Genomic DNA, 22,036 nt, shown 5'->3' on the forward strand with positions numbered 1-22,036 from the left:
TCACCCTCGGCGCGCCGTCCCGGTGTCCGAAACCCGCCTACGGCTCGGGGACCTCGGTGGGCAGCGGGTGGGCGGCGGGGTTCACGTGCCTGACGATCTCGTTCAGCACGATCCGCACGTACGGCTCGCCGACCCACAGGTGCTTGGCGCCCTCCACCGGCACGACCTCGCACTGCGGCACCGCGGCGAACCGCTTGAGCGCCTCCTCCGGCTGCAGGTAGTCGTCGAACTCGGGCACCAGGGCGACCAGCGGGCGGCCGAACTCCGCCCAGGCGGCCAGGTCGGCGTCACCGGCCCGGCGCAGCGGCGGCGAGAGCAGCACGGCGCCCTCCACCAGCGGGTCGCGGCCCCACTTCAGCGTCAGCTCGGTGCCGAAGGACCAGCCGACCAGCCACGGGTGCGGCAGGTCGTGGAACTCGGCGAACTCCAGCGCGGCCGCGACGTCGAACCGCTCGCCCTCGCCGTGGTCGTACTGCCCCTGGGAGGTGCCGCGCTCGGAGGTGGTGCCGCGGGTGTTGAAGCGCAGCACGGCGAGGTCGGCCAGGGCGGGCAGCCGGGAGGCGGCCTTGCGGTAGACGTGGCTGTCCATCATGCCGCCGTGGGTGGGCAGCGGATGCAGGCAGATGAGCGTGGCCACCGGGGGGCGCTCGGCGGGCAGGGCCAGCTCGCCGACGAGTGTGAGGCCGTCGGAGGTGTTCAGTTCGATCGGCTCGCGGCGGGCGGGCAGAACCGTGGACGCCCGAATCTCCATTTCCGCATTGTCCTTTCCCTGCCGGGCGGTGCCCGGCCCGTGTGGTCAGTAGCGGCTGCGGCCCGGCCCGCGGTCGAGGCGTTTGTGCCAGCAGGCGGAGTGCCAGTGCCGGCGCTCCTCCTCGCCCCCGGTCCAGTTGGGCCAGCTCACTATGTGCGGCTGTCCTGCCCTGATCTCCTGGTCGCAACCGGGACAACGATAGGACTTGTCCGCCGCGCTCCCGGCCAGGGCGCGTACCCGCCACTCGCCGTCCGGCCATTCCTCGACCCGGTCGCCGCCGCGCGGGGCGCCGCTGGTCGGCTTCGCGGGCGGCACGCCGCGCCGTCCCCGGTCGTAGGGGTCCATCCGGCGGGCACGGCGGGGGCTCATACGGGCGGGTCCGCCGTCTCGCGCGCAGCCGGGACCGCTCCAGCCGACACCATCGTTCTCCTCACCGAACCGGCTCCGGAGTTTCGCCCCGGCGCCACCACGAGCCGCTGCGGTCAGTGTCCCAGACCACACGTGGTCACCCCAAAACGCCCCACCCCTCCGCCCGCTCCCCACCGATCGGGCGAAGCGGGCCGGTGCGGACGGGTAGGGTAGGCGCTCATGCGGCTGGTCATCGCGCGGTGCAGCGTGGATTACGTGGGGCGGCTCACCGCCCATCTCCCCCTGGCCACCCGGCTCATTCTGATCAAGGCGGACGGCTCGGTGTCCATTCACGCCGACGACCGGGCGTTCAAGCCGCTCAACTGGATGAACCCTCCCTGCAAGCTCCGCGAGGACGGCGACACCTGGACCGTCACGCACGGCAAGACCGGGGAGAAACTGGTCCTCAGCATCGACGAGGTGCTGCACGACTCCAGCCACGAGCTGGGCGTCGACCCGGGCCTGCGGAAGGACGGCGTCGAGGCGCACCTGCAGGAGTTGCTCGCCGAGCACATCACCACGCTGGGCGACGGGTGGAGCCTGGTCCGCCGGGAGTACCCGACGGCGATCGGCCCGGTGGACATCCTGTGCCGTGACCACACCGGCGCGACCGTGGCCGTGGAGATCAAGCGGCGCGGCGAGATCGACGGCGTCGAACAGCTCACCCGTTACCTGGAGCTGCTCAACCGCGACCCGCTGATCGCCCCGGTCAAGGGCATCTTCGCGGCTCAGGAGATCAGGCCGCAGGCCAGGGTGCTGGCGGCCGACCGCGGCATCGACTGCGTCACCCTCGACTACGACACCCTGCGCGGCATCGCGCCGGAGAACCCGACGCTCTTCTGATCGGGAGGCCGTGTCCTCCGTTCGGAGGACACGGCGTTCCACCGGCCGTTGGTGTCGCGGGAACCGGAAAAACGGGACCGTGGACACATGACGGCAATCACAGTGCGCGGGCTCACCAAGAGCTACGGCGAGGTCCGGGCGGTGCGCGGCATCGACCTGGACATCATGGCCGGGGAGGTCTTCGCCATCCTGGGGCCGAACGGCGCGGGCAAGTCCACCACGGTCGAGATCCTGGAGGGCTACCGCAGCCGCGACGGCGGCGAGGTCAGCGTGCTGGGCGTGGACCCCGGCAGGGCGACGCGGGAGTGGCGGTCCAGCGTCGGCATCGTCCCGCAGACCGCGGAGGACAAGCCGGAGGCGACCGTGCGCGAGATCGTGCGGCACTTCGCGGGCTACTACCCCGCGCCCGGCGACCCGGACGAAGTGATCGGCAAGGTGGGCCTGGGCGAGAAGGCCGGCGCCCGGATCCGGGCGCTGTCCGGCGGTCAGCGGCGCAGGCTGGACGTGGCGCTGGGCATCATCGGCCGCCCCCGGCTGCTCTTCCTCGACGAGCCGACCACCGGCTTCGACCCGGAGGCGCGGCGGCAGTTCTGGGAGCTGATCTCCGGCCTGTCCGACGACGGCACCACGATCCTGCTCACCACCCACTATCTGGACGAGGCCGAGGCGCTGGCCGACCGGGTCGCGGTGGTGGCCCGCGGCCAGGTCGTCGCGACCGGCGACCCGGCGACGCTGGGCGGCAGGGCGGCCGCGCAGGCCACCGTGTCCTGGTCGCAGGACGGCGAGCGCAGGAGCATCCGGACGGACACCCCGGCGCGCACCGTGGTGGAGCTGGCGGGCCGCTTCGACGGTGAGATCCCGGAGCTCACGGTGACCAGGCCGACCCTGGAGGACATCTACCTGAACCTGATCGAGGAGACGTTGTGACCCAGACCACCACCGCCCCCGCCGCCGCCCCGCCCGCGGACGTGCGCCTGCCCTCCCCGCTGCGCATCGGCATGTCCCGCTCGCTGCACGAGCTCCGGCTGTTCTTCCGGGAGCGGGAGGCGGTCGTCTTCACGTTCTCGTTCCCGATCATCATGCTGGTGCTCTTCGGTTCCATCTTCAACGAAGCCTTCGAAGGCACCGGCATCGCGTTCTCCCAGGTCTACGCGGCCGGGCTGATCGGCGCCGGCGTAATGAGCGCGAGCTTCCAGAACCTCGGCGTCGCCATCGCCGTGGAGCGCGACGACGGCACGCTCAAGCGGCTGGTCGGCACGCCGATGCCGCGCGTCTCCTACTTCATCGGCAAGATCGGCAGTGTCCTGATCCTCGCCGTGCTGGAGGTCGCGATCCTGCTGGCGGTGAGCGTGGCGCTGTTCGGCCTGCGCCTGCCCTCGGACGTCTCCCTGTGGGGCACCTTCTGCTGGGTGTTCCTGCTCGGCGTGACCGCCTCGGCGCTGCTCGGCATCGCGGTGAGCAGCATCCCCCGGTCCGGCAAGAGCGCGGCCGCGGTGATCACGCTGCCGTTCGTGGTGCTCCAGTTCGTCTCCGGCGTGTTCATCCCCGCGTCCCAGTTGCCCCCGTGGCTGAGCGACATCGCCGCGATCTTCCCGCTGAAGTGGATGTGCCAGGGGTTCCGGTCGGTGTTCCTGGGCGACGCCTGGGTGGCCCAGGAGGCGGTCGGCTCCTACGAGCTTGGCCGGGTGGCGCTTGTCCTGCTGGCCTGGGTGGTTGGAGGCTTGGTCCTGTGTCTCATGACCTTCAGATGGAAAAGCCGGCGCGACGGATGACCGCCGCCGAGGGCGCTCCCGGCAGTGACGGCGGCACGGCCGGGAGACACGCCTGGGACCTGCCGGGGATCTGGGCGGGGGTGCTGGCCGTCTCCGTCCTCCTCCCCGCCGGCTATGTGCTCCTCGGTGAGGGCGGCACGGTGGAGAACGCGTTTGTCGCCGGCCTCCTGGTGGCCATCCTGCCCATCTTCGCCGTCGTCGGCCGCCCGGCGATCCGCTCCCGCGCCACCTGGCGGCTGGTCCTCTATCTCGGCCTGCTGGTGCTGGTCTACGCCCCGGCCGTGTACCTGAACTCGGCCTCCTACTTCGCGCTCTTCGGCCTGTATCCGCAGTGCTTCATCGCCCTGCGGTACGGGCGGGCGGTGTTCGCCGCGGCTGCCCTGTCGCTCTCCCCCGTCCTGGTGTTCGTGCTCAACGGCGCCGACGCCGGCACGGCCCTCGCCCTGCTCGTGGGGGCGGGGATCCAGATCGTCTTCTCCGCCGGGTTCGGCTTCTGGATCAGCCGGATCATCACGCAGAGCGGGGAACGCGCCCAGCTCATCGAGGAGCTGGAGAACAGCAGGGCGGAGATCGCCCGGCTGTCGGCCGAGCGCGGCGCCCTCGCCGAGCGGGAACGGCTGGCCGGTGAGATCCACGACACCCTGGCCCAGGGGTTCACCAGCATCATCATGCTCATCCAGGCGGCCCAGGCGCAGCCCGACCCGGCCCGTCACCTGGAGCTCGCCGTACGGACCGCGCGGGAGAACCTCGCCGAGGCGCGCGCCCTGATCGAGGCGCTGGCGCCGGCGCCGCTGGACGGCTCGTCGCTGGAGGAGGCACTGGGCCGGCTCACCGTCAGGCTCGGCGAGGAGACCGGCGTCAGGGCGGACTTCGACACCGCGGGGACGTCGCGCCCGCTGCCGCCGCCGGTGGAGGTGGTGCTGATCAGGGCGGCCCAGGAGGGCCTGTCCAACGTGCGCAAGCACGCGGGGGCGTCCAGGACCACGGTCGAGCTGGAGTACGGCGGGCACGAGGTCGCGCTGCGGATCCGGGACGACGGCAACGGGCTGCACCCGGCGAACGGCGGCGGCTACGGCCTGCGCGCGATGCGTGGCCGGGTGGAGCAGGCGGGCGGCCTGGTCCGGGTGGACGGTGATCCCGGCAAGGGCACCACACTGGAGATCGTCATTCCGGACCGGGAGATGTGAGCAAGTTGATACGAGTGCTGATCGTCGACGACCATCCGGTGGTGCGCGAGGGCATCCGCGGCATGCTGGAGGCCGATCCCGGGGTGCTGGTGGTCGGTGAGGCGGGGTCGGGCGACGAGGCTGCGGTCCGCGCGGCCGAGCTGGCGCCCGACGTGATCCTCATGGATCTGCGGATGCGCAACGGCGACGGGGTGAGCGCCACGGCCCGCATCCTGGCCGAGCGCCCGCAGACCCGTGTCGTGGTGCTGACCACCTACGAGACCGACCAGGACATCGTCCGGGCGGTCGAGGCCGGCGCGGCGGGTTACCTGCTCAAGGACACCTCGCGGGCCGACCTGCTGAACGCCATCGCGGCGGCGGCGCGCGGCGAGACCGTGCTGTCCCCGTCGGTGGCCACCAGGCTCGTCACGCGGATGCGGACCCCGGCGGCCGGGGCGCTGTCCCCCAGGGAGGCCGAGGTGCTGGCGCTGGTGGCCAAGGGACTGACGAACGCCGAGGTGGGCAAGCGGTTGTTCATCAGCGAGACGACGGTCAAGACGCACCTGCTGCGCATCTTCGGCAAGCTCGGCGTGTCCGACCGTACGGCCGCCGTGACGACGGCGCTGGATCTCGGCCTGCTCGATAAGTGATGTTTACCACCCTTGGCCCCGAGGTTAGGGTGAGGCGCATGACGGCGATGACCGAGCACCGTACGTTCGACTCGTTGAACCCGGCGACCGGTGCCGTCGTCGGCACCCATCCCGTGCACGGCGCCGAGGCCGTCCGGGCCACGGTGGAGACGGCCGCGGACGCGGCGGTCTGGTGGCGTCGACTGGGCTTCGCCGGCCGCAGAGCGCGGCTGCTCACCTACAAGTCGGTGCTCGCCCGCAACATCGGGCGGATCGCCGCCCTGGTCAACGAGGAGACCGGCAAACCGCACGCCGACGCCACCCTGGAGGTGGTGGTGACGGTCGCGCATCTGGACTGGGCCGCCCGCCACGCGCGCAGGGTCCTCGGCCCGCGCCGGGTCTTCCCCGGCCTGCTGGGCGTGAACCTCGCGGCCACCCTGGAGTACCAGCCGCTCGGCACGGTGGGCGTGATCGGCCCGTGGAACTACCCGGTGTTCACCCCGATGGGCTCGATCGCCTACGCGCTCGCGGCCGGCAACGCCGTCGTCTTCAAGCCCAGCGAGCTGACCCCGGGCGTCGGGGTGCTGCTGGCGGACCTCTTCGCCCAGGCGGTGCCGGAGCGCGACGTGTTCCAGACGGTGACCGGGCTGGGCGAGACGGGCGCGGCGCTGGCCGGGCAGCCGGGCATCGGCAAGATCGCCTTCACCGGTTCGACCGCGACCGCCAAGCGGGTGATGGCCGCCTGCGCCGCGAACCTGACCCCGATCGTGGCCGAGTGCGGCGGCAAGGACGCGCTGATCGTGGACCATGACGCCGACCTGGCCGCGGCGGCCGACGCGGCGGTCTGGGGCGCGCTGTCCAACGCGGGCCAGACCTGCGTCGGCGTCGAGCGGGTCTACGTGGTGGACGCGGTCTACGACCGTTTCATGCGGGAGCTGACCGCGCGGGCGCGTGAGGTCAGGGCGGGCGAGCACTACGGCCCGATCACCATGCCCGCCCAGGTGGACGTCATCCGGCGGCACATCGGGGAGGCGGTCGCCGGCGGCAGGGCGGTGATCGGCGGCCCGGAGTCGGTGCGGCCGCCGTACGTCGACCCGGTGGTGGTGGAGGACGTGCCGGAGGACAACCCCGCCGTGCAGGAGGAGACCTTCGGGCCGACCATCACGGTCAGCCGGGTGGCCGACGCGGAGGAGGCGCTCGCCAGGGCCAACGCCACGGCGTACGGCCTCGCCGGGACGGTGTTCTCGCGGAGCCCCCGGCGGGCGATGGAGCTGGCCCGCCGGATGCGGAGCGGGATGACCGCGATCAACTCCGTCATCTCGTTCGCGCAGATCCCGGCGCTGCCGTTCGGGGGTGTGGGAGACTCGGGTTTCGGGCGTATCCATGGGGCGGATGGGTTGCGCGAGTTCGCCCGGCCGAAGTCGATCTCCCGTCAGCGCTTCACCTTGCCGGGGATGAACGTGACGACGTTCGGCAGGGGTGAGGCCGAGGTTGACCGGCTCGTCAAGCTGGTGACCTTCCTACATGGCCGACGCAGGTAGCTATGTCCTGACTCTTCCCCAAAAAGGATCATGCGTCCATAATGGTGGGCTCTGGGGGGCGCGATCACGCTGGGCGCGAGGTGGGATGTGACGGGACGGGCGTATCGGGGGATGACGGCTGAGCAGCGACTGGCCGACCGGCGGGAAAGGCTCATGGGCGCCGCCTACACGCTGTTCGCCGCCCAGGGCTTCCCCGGAACGACGATCGAGCGGCTGTGCACCCATGCCCGGGTGTCCAACCGCGCCTTCTACGAGTGCTTCTCCGGGCGTGAGGAGCTGATGCAGGCGGTCTACGACCGGTGCGTGGACGAGACCGTCGAAGCCGTCGCCACGTCCATCGCCACGGCGCCGAACACCCTGGGCGGGCGCATCGAGGCGGGCATCGCGGGCTATGTGTTGTTCGTCACAAAGGACCCGCGCCGCGCGCACATCCTGCACGTGGAGGTGCGCCGGGCCGGGGAGTGCCTGACCGACTCCCGGCGGCGGGCGGTGCGCAGCTTCACCCATCTGGTCGAGGAGGGTGTGCGCCCTTTCCCGGAGCGGACCACGGGCAACCCGCACCTGCTCGCGCTGGGCGTGATCGGGGCGTTGCAGGAACTGCTCATCGAATGGGTCGTCGCCGAGGAGCCGCCGCACATCGACGAGCTCATCAGCACGGCGGTGCACATCTTCCGCAGCTCTTTCACACCCTGAGGGCGTCAGGCGACGGCCGCCTCCGACGGCTCCACGACGAGCACCCGGTTGAGCCGGGTGACGGCGAGCACCCGCATGATCCGCGGCGGCACATGCCGCAGGACGAGGCGGCGACCGGCCGCGCCGGCGCGGCGGTGGGTGCCCACGAGCACGCCGAGCCCGGTGGCGTCGATCGTCTCCAGGCCGGCGAGGTCGACGACCAGGTCACCGTGTCCCGCGTCGACCGCACGGTGCAGGTGCGGGCGAACCCGCGCGGAGGTGCCCGCGTCGAGCCGGTGGCCGACGGTGACCACTTGAGAACCCGGTCTTCCCTTGTAACGCATGCCACCCCCTCGCAGTCGCTCTATGTGAACCAGTGCCCACCTCCCGGCCGTCCATACCTCACAACCAGCCCAAGTCCTGAGCCGCCTTGATCGCGGTGATCCGGTTGGTGGCGCCGAGCTTGCCCATCGCGCTGGACAGGTAGTTGCGCACCGTGCCCTCGGTGAGGTGCAGCCCGCGCGCGATCTCGGCCACCGAGTCGCCCCGGGCGGCCAGTGCGAGCGCGTCGCGTTCCCGCTCGGTCAGCGGGTTGTCCCCGGCCATCATCGCGGAGGCGGCCAGGTCGGGATCCAGGTAGCGCCCGCCCGCGTGCACCTTGCGGATCGCCGAGGCGAGCTCGGCCGCGTCCGCGTCCTTGGGCACGAAGCCGCGTACCCCGGCCGCCAGCGCCCTGCGCAGGTAACCCGGCCGCCCGAAGCTGGTCAGGATCAGCATGGTCCGGCCGGGGAGCGCCTCGGCGACGGTGAGGCCGTCCATGCCCGGCATCTCGATGTCCAGCACCAGCACGTCGGGATCGCGGGCCGTCACCGCCGCGGCCACCTCGTCCCCTCTGGCCACCTGGGCCACGACCTCGATGTCCGGTTCCAGCCCGAGCAGGGTCGCGATGGCCGTGCGGATGAGGTGCTCGTCGTCCGCCAGCAGCACCCGGATCACGCCACGCCTCCCAGCGGCACGGCGGCCCGCAGCAGGAACCGTCCGGCGCCGTCCGGCCCGGCCTTCAGCACGCCGCCCAGGGAGGCGACCCGCTCGGCGAGACCGGGCAGGCCGCTGCCCGGACCGCCGGCCTCGCCGGACACGCCGTCGTTCCGCATCTCCAGCATCACGCTCCCCTCCCGGACGGTCAGGGCGATCCGGCACCGGCTCGCCCTGCTGTGCCGCAGCACGTTGGTGGTGCCCTCGCGCAGCACCCAGGCCAGCAGGGTGCCGATGTCCTGCGGGAGTTCGGCCACCGTCATGTCCAGCTCGCAGGTGACGCCGCCCGCCTCCAGCACCGCCCGCACACTGCGCAGTTCCTCGTGCAGGTCCACCGTGCGGTAGCCGCGCACCGCCGTACGGATCTCCCGCAGGGCCTCCCTGGCCAGGCCGCGGACCTCGGCCATCTCGGCGGCGGCCCGCTCCCCGTCCGTGGTCGCCAGCCGGGTCGCCACCTCGCTCTTGACCGCGATCGCGGAGAGGCTGTGCCCGACGAGGTCGTGCAGGTCGCGGGCGAAGCGCAGCCGTTCCTGGGTGACCGCCAGGTCGGCCTGTGCCCGCCTGCCCTCCTCGGCCGCCCGCAGCACCTGCCAGAACCAGAGCTGGAACCTGTTCGAATAGACGAACAGGGTACACATGACCGCGAAGAACACCGCGGTCCCCACTCCCGGCACGCCCCGGTCGGTGAGCACCGAGCAGCCGAGCGTAGCGATCACGGTGATGACCGCCGCGCCGCGCCGGCCGGTGCCCAGCGCGGCGCCGCCCGCCCACACCGCCCCCGCCGTCCCCCACAGCAGCGAGAACGACCCGGGCTCGCGCAACGCCACCACGACCATCGCGACGACCCCCGACAGCACCAGCTCACGCCGGGAGATCCATCTCCCCGCCATGGCCGCGAACGCGGCGCGCAAGTACAGGAGGCTGATCACGACCGCCCCGGCCAGGCCCACGACCATGCCGGGCCTGTCCACCGTCCCGTCGACGATCGCGCCGAGGACCGCCCCGCCGACCATCAGCCACAGCGTGAGCGCGCCCGCGCCGAGCCCGAGATAGGTCACCCGGCGCACCCGCCTGGAATGCGAGCTGTCGTCCTCGGCCGGCAGCCACAAGCCGAGGACCTGTAACCTCTCCAGCACCCTCACCGCGCCAACGCTATCCGCGCCGCGGATCCCAGCGGAACAGCCATCTGGCGGCCAGCCCGGCGAGAACCGTCCACGCCAGCAGGATGCCGAGGGACGGCAGCGCGGCCAGCCACTGCTCGCCCGTCGAGAGCGGACCGCCCGCGTCGCCGACGAAGTCCGCGCCCAGGTAGGCGGTCCGGAAGATCTCCACGACCGGCGTGGCCGGGACCGCCTGGGCGATCTGTCGCAGTGGCTCGGGCATGGCGGAGAGCGGCGCGAAGTACGGCCCGGCGACCATCGTCACCAGAAGCACCGGCAGCACCGTCACCTGGGCCAGCTCCGCGCTCGCGGTGATCCCGGAGAACGCCATGGCGAGCAGCGCGAACACCGCCGTGCCGAGCACCGCCGCGAGCAGCAGCAGCGGCACGTTGGCGGGGGCGGGACCGTCCTCGGCCCGCATGATCCACGCCACCAGCAGCGCGATCTGCGCCATGTAGAGCACGAGCCCGCCGAGCGCGGTCCCGCCGAGGATGCCCGCGGGGGACGCCTGCCCGGTGCGCAGCCGCTTGAGCACCAGTTCCTCGCGGCGCGCGGTGTAGACGTTGACCAGGTTGATGAACACGGCGAAGCACAGCATCAGGCCGGGCATCCCGGTGAGCATGAACAACGCCCCCGGCACCCCAGCCACCGTCGCCGTGTCCCCGCCCGTCCAGGAGAACAGCCAGCTCATCAGCAACGGCAGCAGCAGCACGGTGACGAGCGCCGTCTGGTTGCGGCCCAGCAGCCTCAGATCCATCCCGGCGAGCCGTACGGCGTGCCGCAGGTCGGCGGTCATCGGCCCTCCCCCACCACGCCGAGGAAGACGTCCTCAAGGGTGCCCCGGCGAACCTCAAGGCGTTGCAGGGTGAGGTCCTGGGCGTGCGCCCAGGCCATCAGCGGCCGGAGCGCGGCGTGTGCCCGCTCCGCGGGTTCGGGACCGGTGAGCGTGTAGGTCACGCCGGTCGTCCCGCCGGCGTAGGTGACCGTGGGCGCCTGACCGGCCAGGAACGGCAGGCCCTCCCCCGGGCGCTCGCGCAGTTCCTGCGGGCCCAGTGCCAGCCGGAAGGCGATCTGGTCGCCGGCGCCGGACACCACGTCGTCCACCGTGCCCGCCACGTGGATCGTCCCCTCGTGCATGATCGCGAGACGGTCGGCCAGGCGTTCCGCCTCCTCCAGGTAGTGCGTGGTGAGCACCACGGTGCTGCCCTCGCCGCGCAGCCGCTGGATGGTGTTCCAGGTGTCGCGGCGCGCCTCGGGGTCCATGCCGGTGGTCGGCTCGTCGAGGAAGAGCAGCTCGGGCCGGGACAGCACGGCGAGCGCGAGGTCCAGGCGGCGCTTCTGGCCGCCGGACAGCTGCCGTACCCGGGTCCGCGCCTTGCCGGTCAGCCCGACGAGCTCCAGCAGTCCGTCGGCGGACGGGCGGCCCACGTCGGCCGCCATGCCGCGCCACACGGCCACCGTCTCCGCCACCGTCAGGTCGCCGAGGAACCCACCCTCCTGCGACATGATCCCGACCTTCGGCCGTAGCCGCCTACGCTGCCGGTGCGGGTCGAGGCCCAGCACCCGCACCTCTCCGTCACCCGCCGCCCGCAGGCCCTCCAGTACCTCCATCGTGGTCGTCTTGCCCGCCCCGTTGGTGCCGAGCAGGGCGAACAGCTCCCCCTCGCCCACCGTGAACGAGATCCCGCGCACCGCCTCGAAGTCCCCGTAGCGCTGCCGCAGCCCGTTCACCTCAACCGCGGTCTCCTGTCGTGTAGCCATGAACCGATCATCGTGATCCGGCGTCCTGGCAGGTAGTCGCGGATATCACCGGACTCGCACGCGTACCGCGGCCGATCGGCATGACAGGTGTCATCTACGCTGGGGAGCATGACCCGCGGCGACAACGACAAACCGGTCGTACTCTCCAAGATCTACACGCGTACCGGTGACGACGGCACGACCAACCTGGGTGACATGAGCCGGACCAGGAAGACCGACTCCCGGCTCGGCGCCTACGCCGACGTGGAGGAGGCCAACGCGGCGATCGGCCTGGCGCTGTCCTACGGCGCGCTCGGCGTGGAGATCGCCGAGGTGCTGGGCCGGGTCCAGAACGAGCTGTTCGACCTCGGGGCCGACCTGGCCTGCCCGGTGACGGACAATCCGGAGTTCCCGCCGCTGCGGGTCGAGGAGTCCTACGTGGCGTGGCTGGAGGCGCAGTGCGACCGCTTCAACGAGCGGCTGGCGCCCCTGCGCAGCTTCATCCTGCCCGGCGGCACGCCCGCCGTCGCCCAGCTGCACGTCGCCCGGACCGTCGTACGGCGGGCCGAGCGCACCGCGTGGTCGGCCGTGGAGTCGCACGACGACGTCAACCCGCTGACCGTGAAGTACCTCAACCGGCTCAGCGACCTGCTCTTCATCCTGTGCCGGGTCGCGGCCGGCGGTGACGAGATCCTCTGGAAGCCCGGCGCGACGCGCTAGGCGACGTCCAGGTGGGCGCTCGGCGGCGCCGACTCCAGCCAGGCGAGAAAGCCGGTGAGCGCGTCCTCGCTCATCGCCAGGGAGAGGCCGTCGCAGTCCACCGCCCACAGCTCGCCCTCACGGCGGCGGCGGGAAACACGAAGGCCGCGCCTCGCGATCGCGTGGCGCGGCCTCAGGCCGAGACCCAGGAGCGGCATCCAGTGGAGCTCTCCGTCGGCATAGCGGGCTACTCCCTTCCGCCAGCCGCTGACTCCTTCGCGGAGCCGACAGGGCACGAAGCCCCGGAACCGGGCGAGCACCAGGCCCCTGAGGGCTATGAGGGCCGCGACCAGCAACACGCCCGTGATCACCACCAGCGCTATCGCCATCGCCGCCCCCACCGTGCCGCCTGTCAGACTTCTTCGCCCGCCGCGCGCAGCCTGGCCCGCGCGCGCTTGGCCTCGATCGCGGCCTCGGCGTTCTCCGAGTCCGCGTCGACCGACGCCATCGCCCGCTGCAGGGCGTCGCGGGCCGCCGCGACGTCCACCTCGGAGCCCAGCTCCGCCTGCTCGGCGAGGATCGAGACCTCGTTCTCGGCCACCGAGATGAACCCGCCGTGCACCGCCGCGACCAGATCCTCCTGGTCGGAACCGCGCTTCACCTGCAGGACGCCGCCCTCGACGAGGACGCCGAGCACAGGGGCGTGTTCCGGCATAATACCGATCTCGCCGTCCACGGTCTTGGCAATGACCATGTCCGCCTCGCCGGACCAGATCTCACGCTCAGGCGAGACGACTCCTACGCGCAGCTTCGCCACTTCTGGAGACTTCCTTTCCGATCAGGTGCCGGTACGGCGGACCGCACCGGCACCGGAAGCGACTAGCGGGCGAGTTCCTTGGCCTTGGCGATGGCCTGGTCGATACCGCCCACCATGAAGAACGCCTGCTCGGGCAGGTGGTCGTACTCACCCGCGCAGAGGCCCTTGAAGGAGGCGACCGTCTCGTCCAGCGGCACGTTCTCGCCGGGCTGGCCGGTGAACGCCTCCGCGGCGTACATCGGGTGGGACAGGAAACGCTCGATCCGGCGAGCCCGGTTGACCGTGACCTTGTCCTCCTCGGAGAGCTCGTCGATACCGAGGATGTTGATGATGTCCTGCAGTTCCTTGTACTTCTGCAGGATCCGCTTGGTCTCCTGGGCGACCGCGTAGTGCTCCTCGCCGACATACTGCGGGTCGAGGATGCGGGAGGTGGAGTCGAGCGGGTCCACCGCGGGGTAGATGCCCTTCTCCGAGATCGGCCGGGAGAGCACCGTCTGCGCGTCGAGGTGCGCGAACGCGTTGTGCGGCGCCGGGTCGGTGATGTCGTCCGCGGGCACGTAGATCGCCTGCATGGACGTGATCGAGTGACCGCGGGTCGAGGTGATGCGCTCCTGGAGCACGCCCATCTCGTCGGCCAGGGTGGGCTGGTAACCCACCGCGGACGGCATACGGCCGAGCAGGGTGGACACCTCGGAGCCCGCCTGGGTGAAGCGGAAGATGTTGTCGATGAAGAGCAGCACGTCCTGCTTCTGCACGTCGCGGAAGTACTCCGCCATGGTCAGCGCGGACAGGGCGACCCGCAGCCGGGTGCCCGGCGGCTCGTCCATCTGGCCGAACACCAGGGCGGTGTCCTTGAGCACGTCCGCCTCGGCCATTTCCACCCAGAGGTCGTTGCCCTCACGGGTGCGCTCGCCGACACCGGCGAAGCACGAGGTGCCACCGAAGTTGCGGGCGACACGGCGGATCATCTCCTGGATGAGGACCGTCTTGCCCACGCCGGCGCCGCCGAACAGGCCGATCTTCCCACCCTGCACGTAGGGGGTGAGCAGGTCGATGACCTTGATACCGGTCGGCAGCAGCTCGGTGCGCGACTCCAGCGTGTCGAACGCCGGGGACGGGCGGTGGATGCCCCAGCGCTCCTCCACCTTGAGGGAGGCGGTCGGCACGTCGAGCGACTCGCCGAGCGCGTTCCACACGTGGCCCTTGACGACGTCGCCGACCGGCACCGAGATCGGGGCGCCGGAGTCGGTCACGGGGGCGCCGCGGACCACGCCGTCGGTGGGCTGCATGGAGATCGCGCGGACCAGGTTGTCACCCAGGTGCTGGGCGACCTCCAGGGTCAGCTTCTTGGTCTCGCCGCCGAGGGTGACCTCGACGTTGAGCGCGTTGTAGATGTCAGGCATCGCCTCGACGGGGAACTCCACGTCGACGACGGGACCGGTGACCCGCGCGACGCGGCCCACGCCGGTCTCAACAGTCTGTGCAGTCATTTCACTCTTTCCCCGCTGCGGCGTCAGCCAGCGCGTTCGCGCCACCGACGATCTCGCTGATTTCCTGGGTGATCTCCGCCTGCCGAGCCTGGTTCATCTCCTGGGTGAACCGCTTGATGAGCTCGTTGGCGTTGTCGGTCGCCGACTTCATGGCCCGGCGGCGTGCCGCCTCCTCCGACGCGGCCGACTGGAGCAGCGCGGTGAAGATCCGCGACTCCACGTACCGCGGGAGCAGCGAGTTGAGCACCTCACCCGCGGTCGGCTCGAACTCGAAGTACGGCGGGATCTTCTGCTCCGCCGTGGGCTCGGCCTCGACGACCTCCAGCGGCAGGATCCGCTTGACCACGACGTTCTGGGTGAGCATGGAGACGAACTCGGTCGAGACGATGTGGATCTCGTCGATCCCGTTCTCGTCCTTGAACGCCTCGATCAGCGTGCCCGCGATCGCCTTGGCGTCGGCGTAGGCCGGGCTGCGGGAGAAGCCGGTCCACTGCCCGCCCATCTCCCGGCCGCGGAAGCTGTGCCAGGTGACACCCTTCCGGCCGGAGACGTACGGCGTCGCCTGGATGCCGCGCTCCTCCAGCAGGCCGCGCAGGGCCTCGGCCTCACGCAGCACGTTGGCGTTGAAGCCGCCGCAGAAACCGCCGTCGCTCGTCACGATCAGCACCGCCGCGCGCGTCGGATTGTCCTTCGCCACGGTCAGCGGGTGGTCGATGCTCCCCGTGTTGCTGAGGACACCGGACACCGCACGGGTGATCTCTCGCTCGTACGGCAGGGCCGCGTGCATCCGCTGCTGCGCCTTGACGATCTTCGAAGAGGCGATCAGCTCCTGGGCGCGCGTGATCTTGGCGGTCGACTTGACCGACTTGATCCGCCGCCTGAGAAGTCTTAGCTGAGCTCCCATGGCGTGACTACTTCGCCTCGGGCTTGCGAACGACCTTGGTGATCTTCTCCTGGCCGACCGCGCCGGCGTCGAGCGCCTCCACCGACTCCTCGCGGACGAGCAGCTCGCCGGAAGAGGTCTCGAAGCCCTTCTTGAACTCGTTGATCGCGTTCTTCAGGCCGGTGATGCCGTCGTCCGTGAGCTCCTTGGTCTCGCGGATGCCGTCGAACACGCCCTTGTGGTCCCGCGCCAGGTAGTCCAGGAACTCCGCCTCGAACCGGCGGATGTCCTCGACCGGAACCTCGTCGAGCTCGCCGCTGGTGCCCGCCCACACGGACACAACCTGCTTCTCGACCGGGAACGGGCTGTACTGGGGCTGCTTGAGAAGCTCGACCAGACGCTGGCCGCGCTCCAGCTGGGCCTTGGAGGCCGCGTCCAGGTCCGAGGCGAAGGAGGCGAACGCCTCCAGGTCACGGAACTGCGACAGCGAGAGGCGGAGCGTACCCGCGACCTTCCGCATGGCCTTGACCTGGGCCGAGCCGCCGACTCGGGAGACGGAGATACCGACGTTGATGGCCGGCCGGACGCCCTGGTTGAACAGGTCGGTCTCCAGGAAGCACTGGCCGTCGGTGATGGAGATGACGTTGGTGGGGATGAACGCCGAGACGTCGTTGCCCTTGGTCTCGATGATGGGCAGGCCCGTCATCGAACCCGCGCCCATGTCGTCCGACAGCTTCGCGCAGCGCTCAAGCAGCCGCGAGTGCAAGTAGAAGACGTCGCCGGGGAACGCCTCACGGCCCGGCGGACGGCGCAGCAGCAGCGAGACCGCACGGTAGGCGTCCGCCTGCTTGGTCAGGTCGTCGAAGACGATGAGCACGTGCTTGCCCTGGTACATCCAGTGCTGGCCGATGGCCGAACCGGTGTAGGGGGCGATGTACTTGTAACCGGCGGGGTCGGAGGCCGGGGCGGCGACGATGGTGGTGTACTCCATCGCGCCCGCCTCCTCCAGGCGGCCCTTGACCTGCGCGATCGTCGAGCCCTTCTGGCCGACGGCGACGTAGACGCAGCGCACCTGCTTCGTCGGGTCGCCGGAGAGCCAGTTCTCCCGCTGGTTGAGGATGGTGTCCACGGCGACCGCGGTCTTGCCGGTGCCACGGTCACCGATGATCAGCTGGCGCTGGCCGCGGCCGATCGGCGTCATGGCGTCGATCGCCTTGAGGCCGGTCTGCAGCGGCTCCTTCACCGACTGCCGCTGGACGACCGAGGGAGCCTGAAGCTCCAGGGCGCGCAGTCCTTCGGACTCGATCGCGCCCTTGCCGTCCAGGGGGTTGCCCAGGGGGTCGACCACGCGACCGAGGAAGTTGTCGCCGACGGGCACGGACAGGACCTCGCCCGTCCGGCGGACCGTCTGGCCCTCCTCGATCTTGCTGAAGTCACCCAGAACCACGACGCCGATCTCCCGGACGTCCAGGTTCAGTGCCAGGCCACGCGTGCCGTCCTCGAACTCAAGCAGCTCGTTCGCCATCGTCGAGGGAAGGCCGGAGACATGGGCGATGCCGTCGCCACAGTCGACGACGGTCCCGATCTCCTCACGCGCGGCGCCTTCCGGCTCGTACGCCTGGACGAAGCGCTCAAGCGCGTCCCGGATCTCGTCCGGCCGGATCGTCAGCTCCGCCATCTCTCTCTGTCTCCCTATTCGCTCAAAACCGACGTCGGCATCAGCCGGCCAACCGGCGGCGGACTTCTTCGATACGTCCCGCGATCGTGGTGTCGATCAGCTCGTCTCCGATGCGGACGGAGAAGCCGCCGAGCACCCGCGGGTCCACCTCGACGTTCAGGTGAACGTCGCGGCCATAGGAGGAACGAAGCCACGCGGCGAGCCGCTGCTTCTGCTCCTCACTGAGGGTGACCGCGCTCCGCACGACGGCGACGAGACGCTGCCGCTGCTCGGCGACGAGCCTGCCGAACTCCGCGAGACCCTTCTCCAGGCTACGTCCTCGCGGATGCGCCACGACCTGCCTGATCAGCAGCAGGCTGACCGGGGTCACCTTGCCGTCGAGGAGCGTGCCGAGAAGCTCCAGCTTCCGCTCGGCCGACACACCGGTGTCGGTCAGCGCGCGGCGCAGGTCGGGGTTGGCGTCGACGATGCGGCCGAACCTGAACAGCTCGTCCTCGACGGAGTCGAGCTGCGAGCCGGCCTCGGCCGCCGCGGAGGCCGCGACGACACCGAGGCGCTCCAGGGCGTCGGCGAGGTCTCCCGACCGCGCCCACCTGGCCTCCACCGCGGCGACAGCCGTGTCCAGCGCCGCCTCGCTGACCTTGCCTTCGAGCAGGATCCTGGCCGTCTGCGCCTTCTGCTCCGCCACTCGGGCCGGGTCGGAGAGCGCGCGGCGCAGACCGTGCTCGCGGTCGAGCAGGTCGGCGACGGCGAAGAGGTCGTCGGCGAGGCGGGCCAGGTCGGCTGAACCCGCCACCGCGTTGAACCGCTCCTCGACGGCAGCGAACGACTCACGGCTGAGACCCCTCATCGGTCACTCACCATTCCTCGTCCGGTTCGCTCCGTCATCAGCGCACCGCCTCGGAACTGGAGCTCTCCAGCTCCTCGAGGAACCGGTCGACGATGCGACGCTGGCGCGCCTCGTCTTCCAGGGACTCGCCGACGATGCGGCCGGCCAGCTCGGTCGACAGGCGGCCGAGCTCGGTGCGCAGCTGGGCGAACGCCTGCTGGCGGTCCGCCTCGATCTGCGCGTGCGCGGCCTCGACCAGCCGGCGTGCCTCGGCCTGTGCCTCCTCGCGGAGTTCGGCCTTGATCTGCGCCCCCTGCTCGCGGGCCTCTTCGCGCAGGCGAGCGGCCTCGTGCCGGGCCTCGGCGAGCTGCTCGCGGTACTCCTTGAGGGCCTGCTGCGCCTCTTCCTGCGCGTCGGCGGCCTTCTTCAGACCCCCCTCGATCGCCTCGGTGCGCTCGGCGAGGGTCTTCTGGATGCGCGGCACCAGCAGGCGACCGACGAAGAAGAGGACGAACAGGAACGCGAAGCCACCGACCACCATCTCTGAGGTGTGCGGGAGCAGCGGGTTGTTCGCTTCTTCTGCGGCTAGCAAGTACATAGTGCTGCCTTCCGTAGGGCTGGTCTGGTCAGGTCCGGAAGACGAACGCGAGCGCGATACCGATCAGCGCCAGCGCCTCGGCGAAGACGAAGCCCAGGATCATGTTCTGGCGGATGAGGCCGTAAGCCTCCGGCTGGCGGGCGATGGCCTGCACGCCCTGGCCGAAGATGATGCCGATGCCCACGCCCGGGCCGATGGCCGCGAGACCGTAGCCGATGGAACCGAGGTTACCGGTCACGTCAGCGAGCACACTCATGCCTGTTTCCTTTTCTATCGACCGGTGGAGTGTCCACCGGAACCCGTCTTGTCGGTGGGGAAAAGCGGTGAAGTCTTAGTGCGCGGGGTGCAGCGCGTCGTTGATGAACATCGCCGTCAGCAGCGCGAACACATAGGCCTGCAACGCCTGGATGAACAGCTCGAAGGCGGTCAGCAGGATCGTCATGATGACGCCGAGCAGGCCGAGCGGAGCACCCAGCGGGGTGAGCTGAACGAACAGGAAGTGCCAGCCGACCTCGGAGAACAGCGCGATGATGAGGTGGCCGGCCATCATGGTCGCGAAAAGCCGCACCGCGTGGGTGATGTGCCGCAGGAAGATGGTGGAGATGAACTCGATCGGCGCGACCAGAACGTAGATCCAGCCGGGCAGCCCGGGCGGGAACATGATGTTCTTGAAGAAGCCGATCGCGCCCTGGTTCTTGATGCCCAGGTACATCACCAGCAGCCACACGCCGATGGACAGCACCGCCGGGTAGCCGATCCGGGACATCACCGGGAACTGCACGAAGATGAAGGACCCGAACAGGTTCATGATCAGGACGAAGATGAACATGCTGAACAGCAACGGCATCCACCGGTCGCTGTCCTTGCCCAGGAACGGGCGGGCGATCTGCTCGCGGGCGAACTCGTACGCCAGCTCGCCGACGTTCTGTATTCCCCGCGGCACCAGCTTCGGGCGGGAGAAGGCCGCGTAGACGAACACGAGTGCCAGCACCGCGGCGACCATCGCGAAAAGGGCGGGCTTGTTGAACCAGGCCGCACCTTGGACCAGCGGCGGCCACTCGAACAGGCCGAGCCCGGGGGCTTGAAACTCCTCGGCGGCGAGAAGCGGCAGCGCGGCGCTCACTCGGCGTTCCCTTCGTCGTGGTGGAGCAAGTCGTAGAGCTTGAGGGTGCCTTCCACCGCCTTCACGCCTCTTGGCGGAAGATCGGGAAGGTGAGTCAGGTGGGTGCTGCGATGGCACGGATTCCATGGCCCGCGGACGCTCGGAGGCTGCGATCCTCCGGCACGCACATCGCGCACGTGACGATAGCAGGCCCGGCCGTGACTAGTCATATCAGGCCAGCCGCTGTGGCTGACTATTTCAGCCATCGCTTCTCCCGATGTGGCCGGGAACCTTACTGTCCGGCTCGACATAGAGTATGCGCAGTCGTAGGAATCCCCTTGCCTCGCCGAACGTCCAGGCGATCGTGCAGAGGATGACGGCCCAGGTGAACGCCATGGGGTGCCAGGCGGTCACGTCGGAAAGCGACGAGAGCACGATGGCCAGGACGGCCACCTTCGTCAAGAAGGTGCCCATCGCGGCGGCCATCATCATCGTCGGCGAGATCCGTGAGGCGTAGGTCACGGCGACGAGGCCGATGACGAAGAACGCACCGACGACCAGCAGACCGATGACCGCGCCGAGGGCTCCCTCAAGGCCGGCCAGGAATGCCGAGACGATGGCCACGACGAGCCCCACCGCGATGGCGGGTATCGCGGCGCTCTTGAGTACGCGCACGTCGTTGGCCTGCATCGGTGCTCCATACGGTTATCAAGCGAGCATTTGCTACCTCACAGAACAAGTTCGGTGAGGTCCCTGCTAGTGAAAGCTATCACAAGCTCAGGGAAGGGTGCCTTTACCTGCCGTTTCTAGGGGATGATCAGCTGGTGACACGGGGCGGGAGGCCGGTCGCCGGGGCACCGAACGAAGGGGTCACGGCCGTGTCCCCGACGCGGTCGGAGACGTGGTCCGGGCCATAGCCCATCGGGGTGGTCATGTCGGCCCGGCCGCTTCCCGGGTCCCCGCCGACCATCGGCCGGGGGGCCTGCCGTTCCTCGTAGGCCGGGTCGCCGGTGGGCCGGCCGCCCCTGCGGGTGGCGTGCGTGCCGCCGTTGTCCCGGCGGGCCCGCAGGCTGGGCAGCGCCATCAGCACCAGCACCGCGAGTGCCAGCGCGACCGCGGCCAGGAGCACGACCACCGGGACGCCGCCCAGCGACAGGCCGACCACGGTGAACCCGAACAGGAAGGTCCAGGCGTACATGATGAGCACGGTCCGCCGGTGCGAATGGCCGATGTCGAGCAACCGGTGGTGCAGGTGGCCGCGGTCCGGGGCGAACGGCGACATGCCGTAGGAGGTGCGCCGGACCACCGCCGTGACCAGGTCGAGCAGCGGCAGGACCAGCACCGCGACCGGCAGCAGCAGCGGCAGCACGACCGGGAAGCGGTTGATCGTCGGGCTGAGCGCGGTCGGGTCGATCGGGGTCACCGTGACCACCGACGACGCCAGGACCAGGCCGATCAGCATCGCGCCGGTGTCACCCATGAAGATCTTCGCGGGATGGAAGTTGTGCGGCAGGAAGCCCAGGCACATCCCGATCAGGATCGAGGTGATCGCCGCCGTCGCGTTGATCCGGGTGTCGCCCATGCTGGTGGACAGCGCCACCGAGTAGGCCCAGGTGGCCATCGCCGAGATGCACACGATGCCCGCGGCCAGGCCGTCGAGGCCGTCCACGAAGTTCACCGCGTTGATCGCGACGACGACGATCAGGATGGTGATGATGGTGCGCAGCGTGCCGTCCAGGCCGATCGCGCCGCTGCCGGGCACCGGGATCCAGGACAGGTTGAGCCCGAAGGTGACCAGCAGACCCGCCGCGGCGATCTGCCCGCCCAGCTTGATGAAGGGGTCCATGCCCCACCAGTCGTCCAGGAAGCCGGTCAGCGTGATCAGGCCGCCCGCCGCGATCAGGGCGATCACCGTCTGCCCGTCGGCCAGCCTGGTGTCGGCGAGGGAGGCGGACACCCACGGCAGCTTGGTGGCGAGCAACAGGCCCGCGACCAGCCCGCCGTACATCGCGAGGCCGCCCAGGCGCGGCGTCGGGACGGTGTGCACGTCGCGATCGCGAACCTCCGGCATCGCGCCGATCCTGATGGCGAACACGCGGACCAGCGGCACGAGAAGGTATGTCACCGTTGCCGCCGCCAGCGCAATGAGGAAGTATTCGCGCACGGCCCCTAGTTTCCTGGATACGTCGGTCTGCCGTGGCCGGAAAAAGCCACAGAGCAGCT

The 22,036-nt window shown here is 70.3% G+C and carries 26 protein-coding genes; 8 read left to right on the forward strand and 18 right to left on the reverse strand.

Annotated features, from left to right (window positions below; translation table 11 throughout):
- Window positions 1-37: 37 nt before the first annotated feature.
- Window positions 38-751, reverse strand: a complete 714-nt coding sequence (locus QSK26_RS01050) for an alpha/beta hydrolase (RefSeq protein ID WP_285773003.1) — start codon at window positions 749-751, stop codon at window positions 38-40.
- Between the two features lie 45 nt (window positions 752-796).
- Window positions 797-1,120 carry an Rv1322 family protein gene (locus QSK26_RS01055; RefSeq protein WP_285773004.1) on the reverse strand — a complete coding sequence of 108 codons (324 nt, stop codon included), beginning with the start codon at window positions 1,118-1,120 and terminating at the stop codon, window positions 797-799.
- 219 nt (window positions 1,121-1,339) lie between these two features.
- On the opposite strand from QSK26_RS01055, the gene nucS reads away from it, so the two are divergent.
- The 7 genes from nucS (at window position 1,340) to QSK26_RS01090 (ending at window position 7,803) form a co-directional block, all read left to right on the forward strand.
- Window positions 1,340-2,002 carry an endonuclease NucS gene (nucS, locus tag QSK26_RS01060; RefSeq protein ID WP_285773005.1) on the forward strand — a complete coding sequence of 221 codons (663 nt, stop codon included), beginning with the start codon at window positions 1,340-1,342 and terminating at the stop codon, window positions 2,000-2,002.
- A gap of 87 nt (window positions 2,003-2,089) precedes the next feature.
- Window positions 2,090-2,929 (forward strand): ABC transporter ATP-binding protein, encoded by an 840-nt coding sequence (locus QSK26_RS01065; protein ID WP_285773006.1) that lies wholly within the window; start codon window positions 2,090-2,092, stop codon window positions 2,927-2,929.
- On the forward strand, window positions 2,926-3,774 hold the full coding sequence (locus QSK26_RS01070) for an ABC transporter permease (RefSeq protein WP_285773007.1): 849 nt from the start codon (window positions 2,926-2,928) through the stop codon (window positions 3,772-3,774). Before QSK26_RS01065 ends, QSK26_RS01070 begins: the two co-directional genes overlap by 4 nt.
- Window positions 3,750-4,961 carry a sensor histidine kinase gene (locus tag QSK26_RS01075; RefSeq protein WP_285773008.1) on the forward strand — a complete coding sequence of 404 codons (1,212 nt, stop codon included), beginning with the start codon at window positions 3,750-3,752 and terminating at the stop codon, window positions 4,959-4,961. Before QSK26_RS01070 ends, QSK26_RS01075 begins: the two co-directional genes overlap by 25 nt.
- 5 nt (window positions 4,962-4,966) lie before the next feature.
- A complete protein-coding gene (locus tag QSK26_RS01080) occupies window positions 4,967-5,590 on the forward strand; it encodes a response regulator (RefSeq protein WP_285773518.1) in 624 nt (207 codons plus the stop codon).
- 38 nt (window positions 5,591-5,628) lie between these two features.
- Window positions 5,629-7,110 (forward strand): aldehyde dehydrogenase family protein, encoded by a 1,482-nt coding sequence (locus QSK26_RS01085; protein ID WP_285773009.1) that lies wholly within the window; start codon window positions 5,629-5,631, stop codon window positions 7,108-7,110.
- 111 nt (window positions 7,111-7,221) lie between these two features.
- Window positions 7,222-7,803 carry a TetR/AcrR family transcriptional regulator gene (locus QSK26_RS01090; RefSeq protein ID WP_285773010.1) on the forward strand — a complete coding sequence of 194 codons (582 nt, stop codon included), beginning with the start codon at window positions 7,222-7,224 and terminating at the stop codon, window positions 7,801-7,803.
- A gap of 5 nt (window positions 7,804-7,808) precedes the next feature.
- Here QSK26_RS01090 and QSK26_RS01095 read toward each other — a convergent pair whose 3' ends face one another.
- The 5 genes from QSK26_RS01095 to QSK26_RS01115 are packed head-to-tail and all read right to left on the reverse strand — an operon-like array spanning window position 7,809 to window position 11,738.
- Window positions 7,809-8,126, reverse strand: coding sequence for an STAS domain-containing protein (locus QSK26_RS01095; protein ID WP_285773011.1), 318 nt, complete (start codon window positions 8,124-8,126; stop codon window positions 7,809-7,811).
- Window positions 8,127-8,184: 58 nt separating this feature from the next.
- Window positions 8,185-8,778 carry a response regulator transcription factor gene (locus QSK26_RS01100; RefSeq protein ID WP_285773012.1) on the reverse strand — a complete coding sequence of 198 codons (594 nt, stop codon included), beginning with the start codon at window positions 8,776-8,778 and terminating at the stop codon, window positions 8,185-8,187.
- Window positions 8,775-9,959 (reverse strand): sensor histidine kinase, encoded by a 1,185-nt coding sequence (locus QSK26_RS01105; RefSeq protein ID WP_285773013.1) that lies wholly within the window; start codon window positions 9,957-9,959, stop codon window positions 8,775-8,777. Before QSK26_RS01105 ends, QSK26_RS01100 begins: the two co-directional genes overlap by 4 nt.
- Window positions 9,960-9,969: 10 nt before the next feature.
- Window positions 9,970-10,773 (reverse strand): ABC transporter permease, encoded by an 804-nt coding sequence (locus tag QSK26_RS01110; protein WP_285773014.1) that lies wholly within the window; start codon window positions 10,771-10,773, stop codon window positions 9,970-9,972.
- Entirely contained in the window at window positions 10,770-11,738 is a 969-nt protein-coding gene (locus QSK26_RS01115; RefSeq protein ID WP_285773015.1) for an ABC transporter ATP-binding protein, read from the reverse strand. The genes QSK26_RS01110 and QSK26_RS01115 overlap by 4 nt, the downstream gene beginning before the upstream one ends.
- 108 nt (window positions 11,739-11,846) lie before the next feature.
- Here QSK26_RS01115 and QSK26_RS01120 point away from each other — a divergent pair, with 108 nt between their 5' ends.
- Window positions 11,847-12,437 (forward strand): cob(I)yrinic acid a,c-diamide adenosyltransferase, encoded by a 591-nt coding sequence (locus QSK26_RS01120; RefSeq protein WP_285773016.1) that lies wholly within the window; start codon window positions 11,847-11,849, stop codon window positions 12,435-12,437.
- On the opposite strand, the gene QSK26_RS01125 is transcribed toward QSK26_RS01120, so the two are convergent.
- From QSK26_RS01125 to QSK26_RS01175, 11 genes are all read right to left on the reverse strand, one after another.
- Window positions 12,434-12,805 (reverse strand): DUF2550 family protein, encoded by a 372-nt coding sequence (locus QSK26_RS01125; RefSeq protein ID WP_285773017.1) that lies wholly within the window; start codon window positions 12,803-12,805, stop codon window positions 12,434-12,436. The genes QSK26_RS01120 and QSK26_RS01125 overlap by 4 nt on opposite strands.
- A gap of 23 nt (window positions 12,806-12,828) precedes the next feature.
- The gene (locus QSK26_RS01130) at window positions 12,829-13,233 is read right to left on the reverse strand and encodes a F0F1 ATP synthase subunit epsilon (protein WP_285773018.1); all 405 of its coding nucleotides are present in this window, start codon (window positions 13,231-13,233) and stop codon (window positions 12,829-12,831) included.
- 62 nt (window positions 13,234-13,295) lie between these two features.
- Window positions 13,296-14,723, reverse strand: a complete 1,428-nt coding sequence (gene atpD, locus QSK26_RS01135) for a F0F1 ATP synthase subunit beta (protein WP_285773019.1) — start codon at window positions 14,721-14,723, stop codon at window positions 13,296-13,298.
- Between the two features lies 1 nt (window position 14,724).
- A complete protein-coding gene (locus tag QSK26_RS01140) occupies window positions 14,725-15,627 on the reverse strand; it encodes a F0F1 ATP synthase subunit gamma (protein ID WP_285773020.1) in 903 nt (300 codons plus the stop codon).
- Window positions 15,628-15,634: 7 nt separating this feature from the next.
- Window positions 15,635-17,284 carry a F0F1 ATP synthase subunit alpha gene (gene atpA / locus QSK26_RS01145; protein ID WP_285773021.1) on the reverse strand — a complete coding sequence of 550 codons (1,650 nt, stop codon included), beginning with the start codon at window positions 17,282-17,284 and terminating at the stop codon, window positions 15,635-15,637.
- Window positions 17,285-17,324: 40 nt separating this feature from the next.
- Window positions 17,325-18,134: a F0F1 ATP synthase subunit delta gene (locus QSK26_RS01150; protein ID WP_285773022.1), complete on the reverse strand. Its 810-nt coding sequence runs from the start codon at window positions 18,132-18,134 to the stop codon at window positions 17,325-17,327.
- 37 nt (window positions 18,135-18,171) lie between these two features.
- On the reverse strand, window positions 18,172-18,711 hold the full coding sequence (locus tag QSK26_RS01155) for a F0F1 ATP synthase subunit B (RefSeq protein ID WP_285773023.1): 540 nt from the start codon (window positions 18,709-18,711) through the stop codon (window positions 18,172-18,174).
- A 28-nt stretch (window positions 18,712-18,739) separates the two neighbouring features.
- A complete protein-coding gene (gene atpE, locus QSK26_RS01160) occupies window positions 18,740-18,967 on the reverse strand; it encodes an ATP synthase F0 subunit C (RefSeq protein WP_285773024.1) in 228 nt (75 codons plus the stop codon).
- Between the two features lie 75 nt (window positions 18,968-19,042).
- A complete protein-coding gene (gene atpB / locus QSK26_RS01165) occupies window positions 19,043-19,834 on the reverse strand; it encodes a F0F1 ATP synthase subunit A (RefSeq protein ID WP_285773025.1) in 792 nt (263 codons plus the stop codon).
- Between the two features lie 237 nt (window positions 19,835-20,071).
- The gene (locus QSK26_RS01170; RefSeq protein ID WP_285773026.1) at window positions 20,072-20,503 is read right to left on the reverse strand and encodes a Cg1360 family ATP-synthase-associated protein; all 432 of its coding nucleotides are present in this window, start codon (window positions 20,501-20,503) and stop codon (window positions 20,072-20,074) included.
- A 127-nt stretch (window positions 20,504-20,630) separates the two neighbouring features.
- Window positions 20,631-21,977 carry a glycosyltransferase family 4 protein gene (locus QSK26_RS01175; RefSeq protein WP_285773027.1) on the reverse strand — a complete coding sequence of 449 codons (1,347 nt, stop codon included), beginning with the start codon at window positions 21,975-21,977 and terminating at the stop codon, window positions 20,631-20,633.
- Window positions 21,978-22,036 lie beyond the last annotated feature (59 nt).

This window comes from Microtetraspora sp. NBRC 13810, assembly GCF_030268685.1.
Taxonomy (GTDB): domain Bacteria; phylum Actinomycetota; class Actinomycetes; order Streptosporangiales; family Streptosporangiaceae; genus BSRQ01.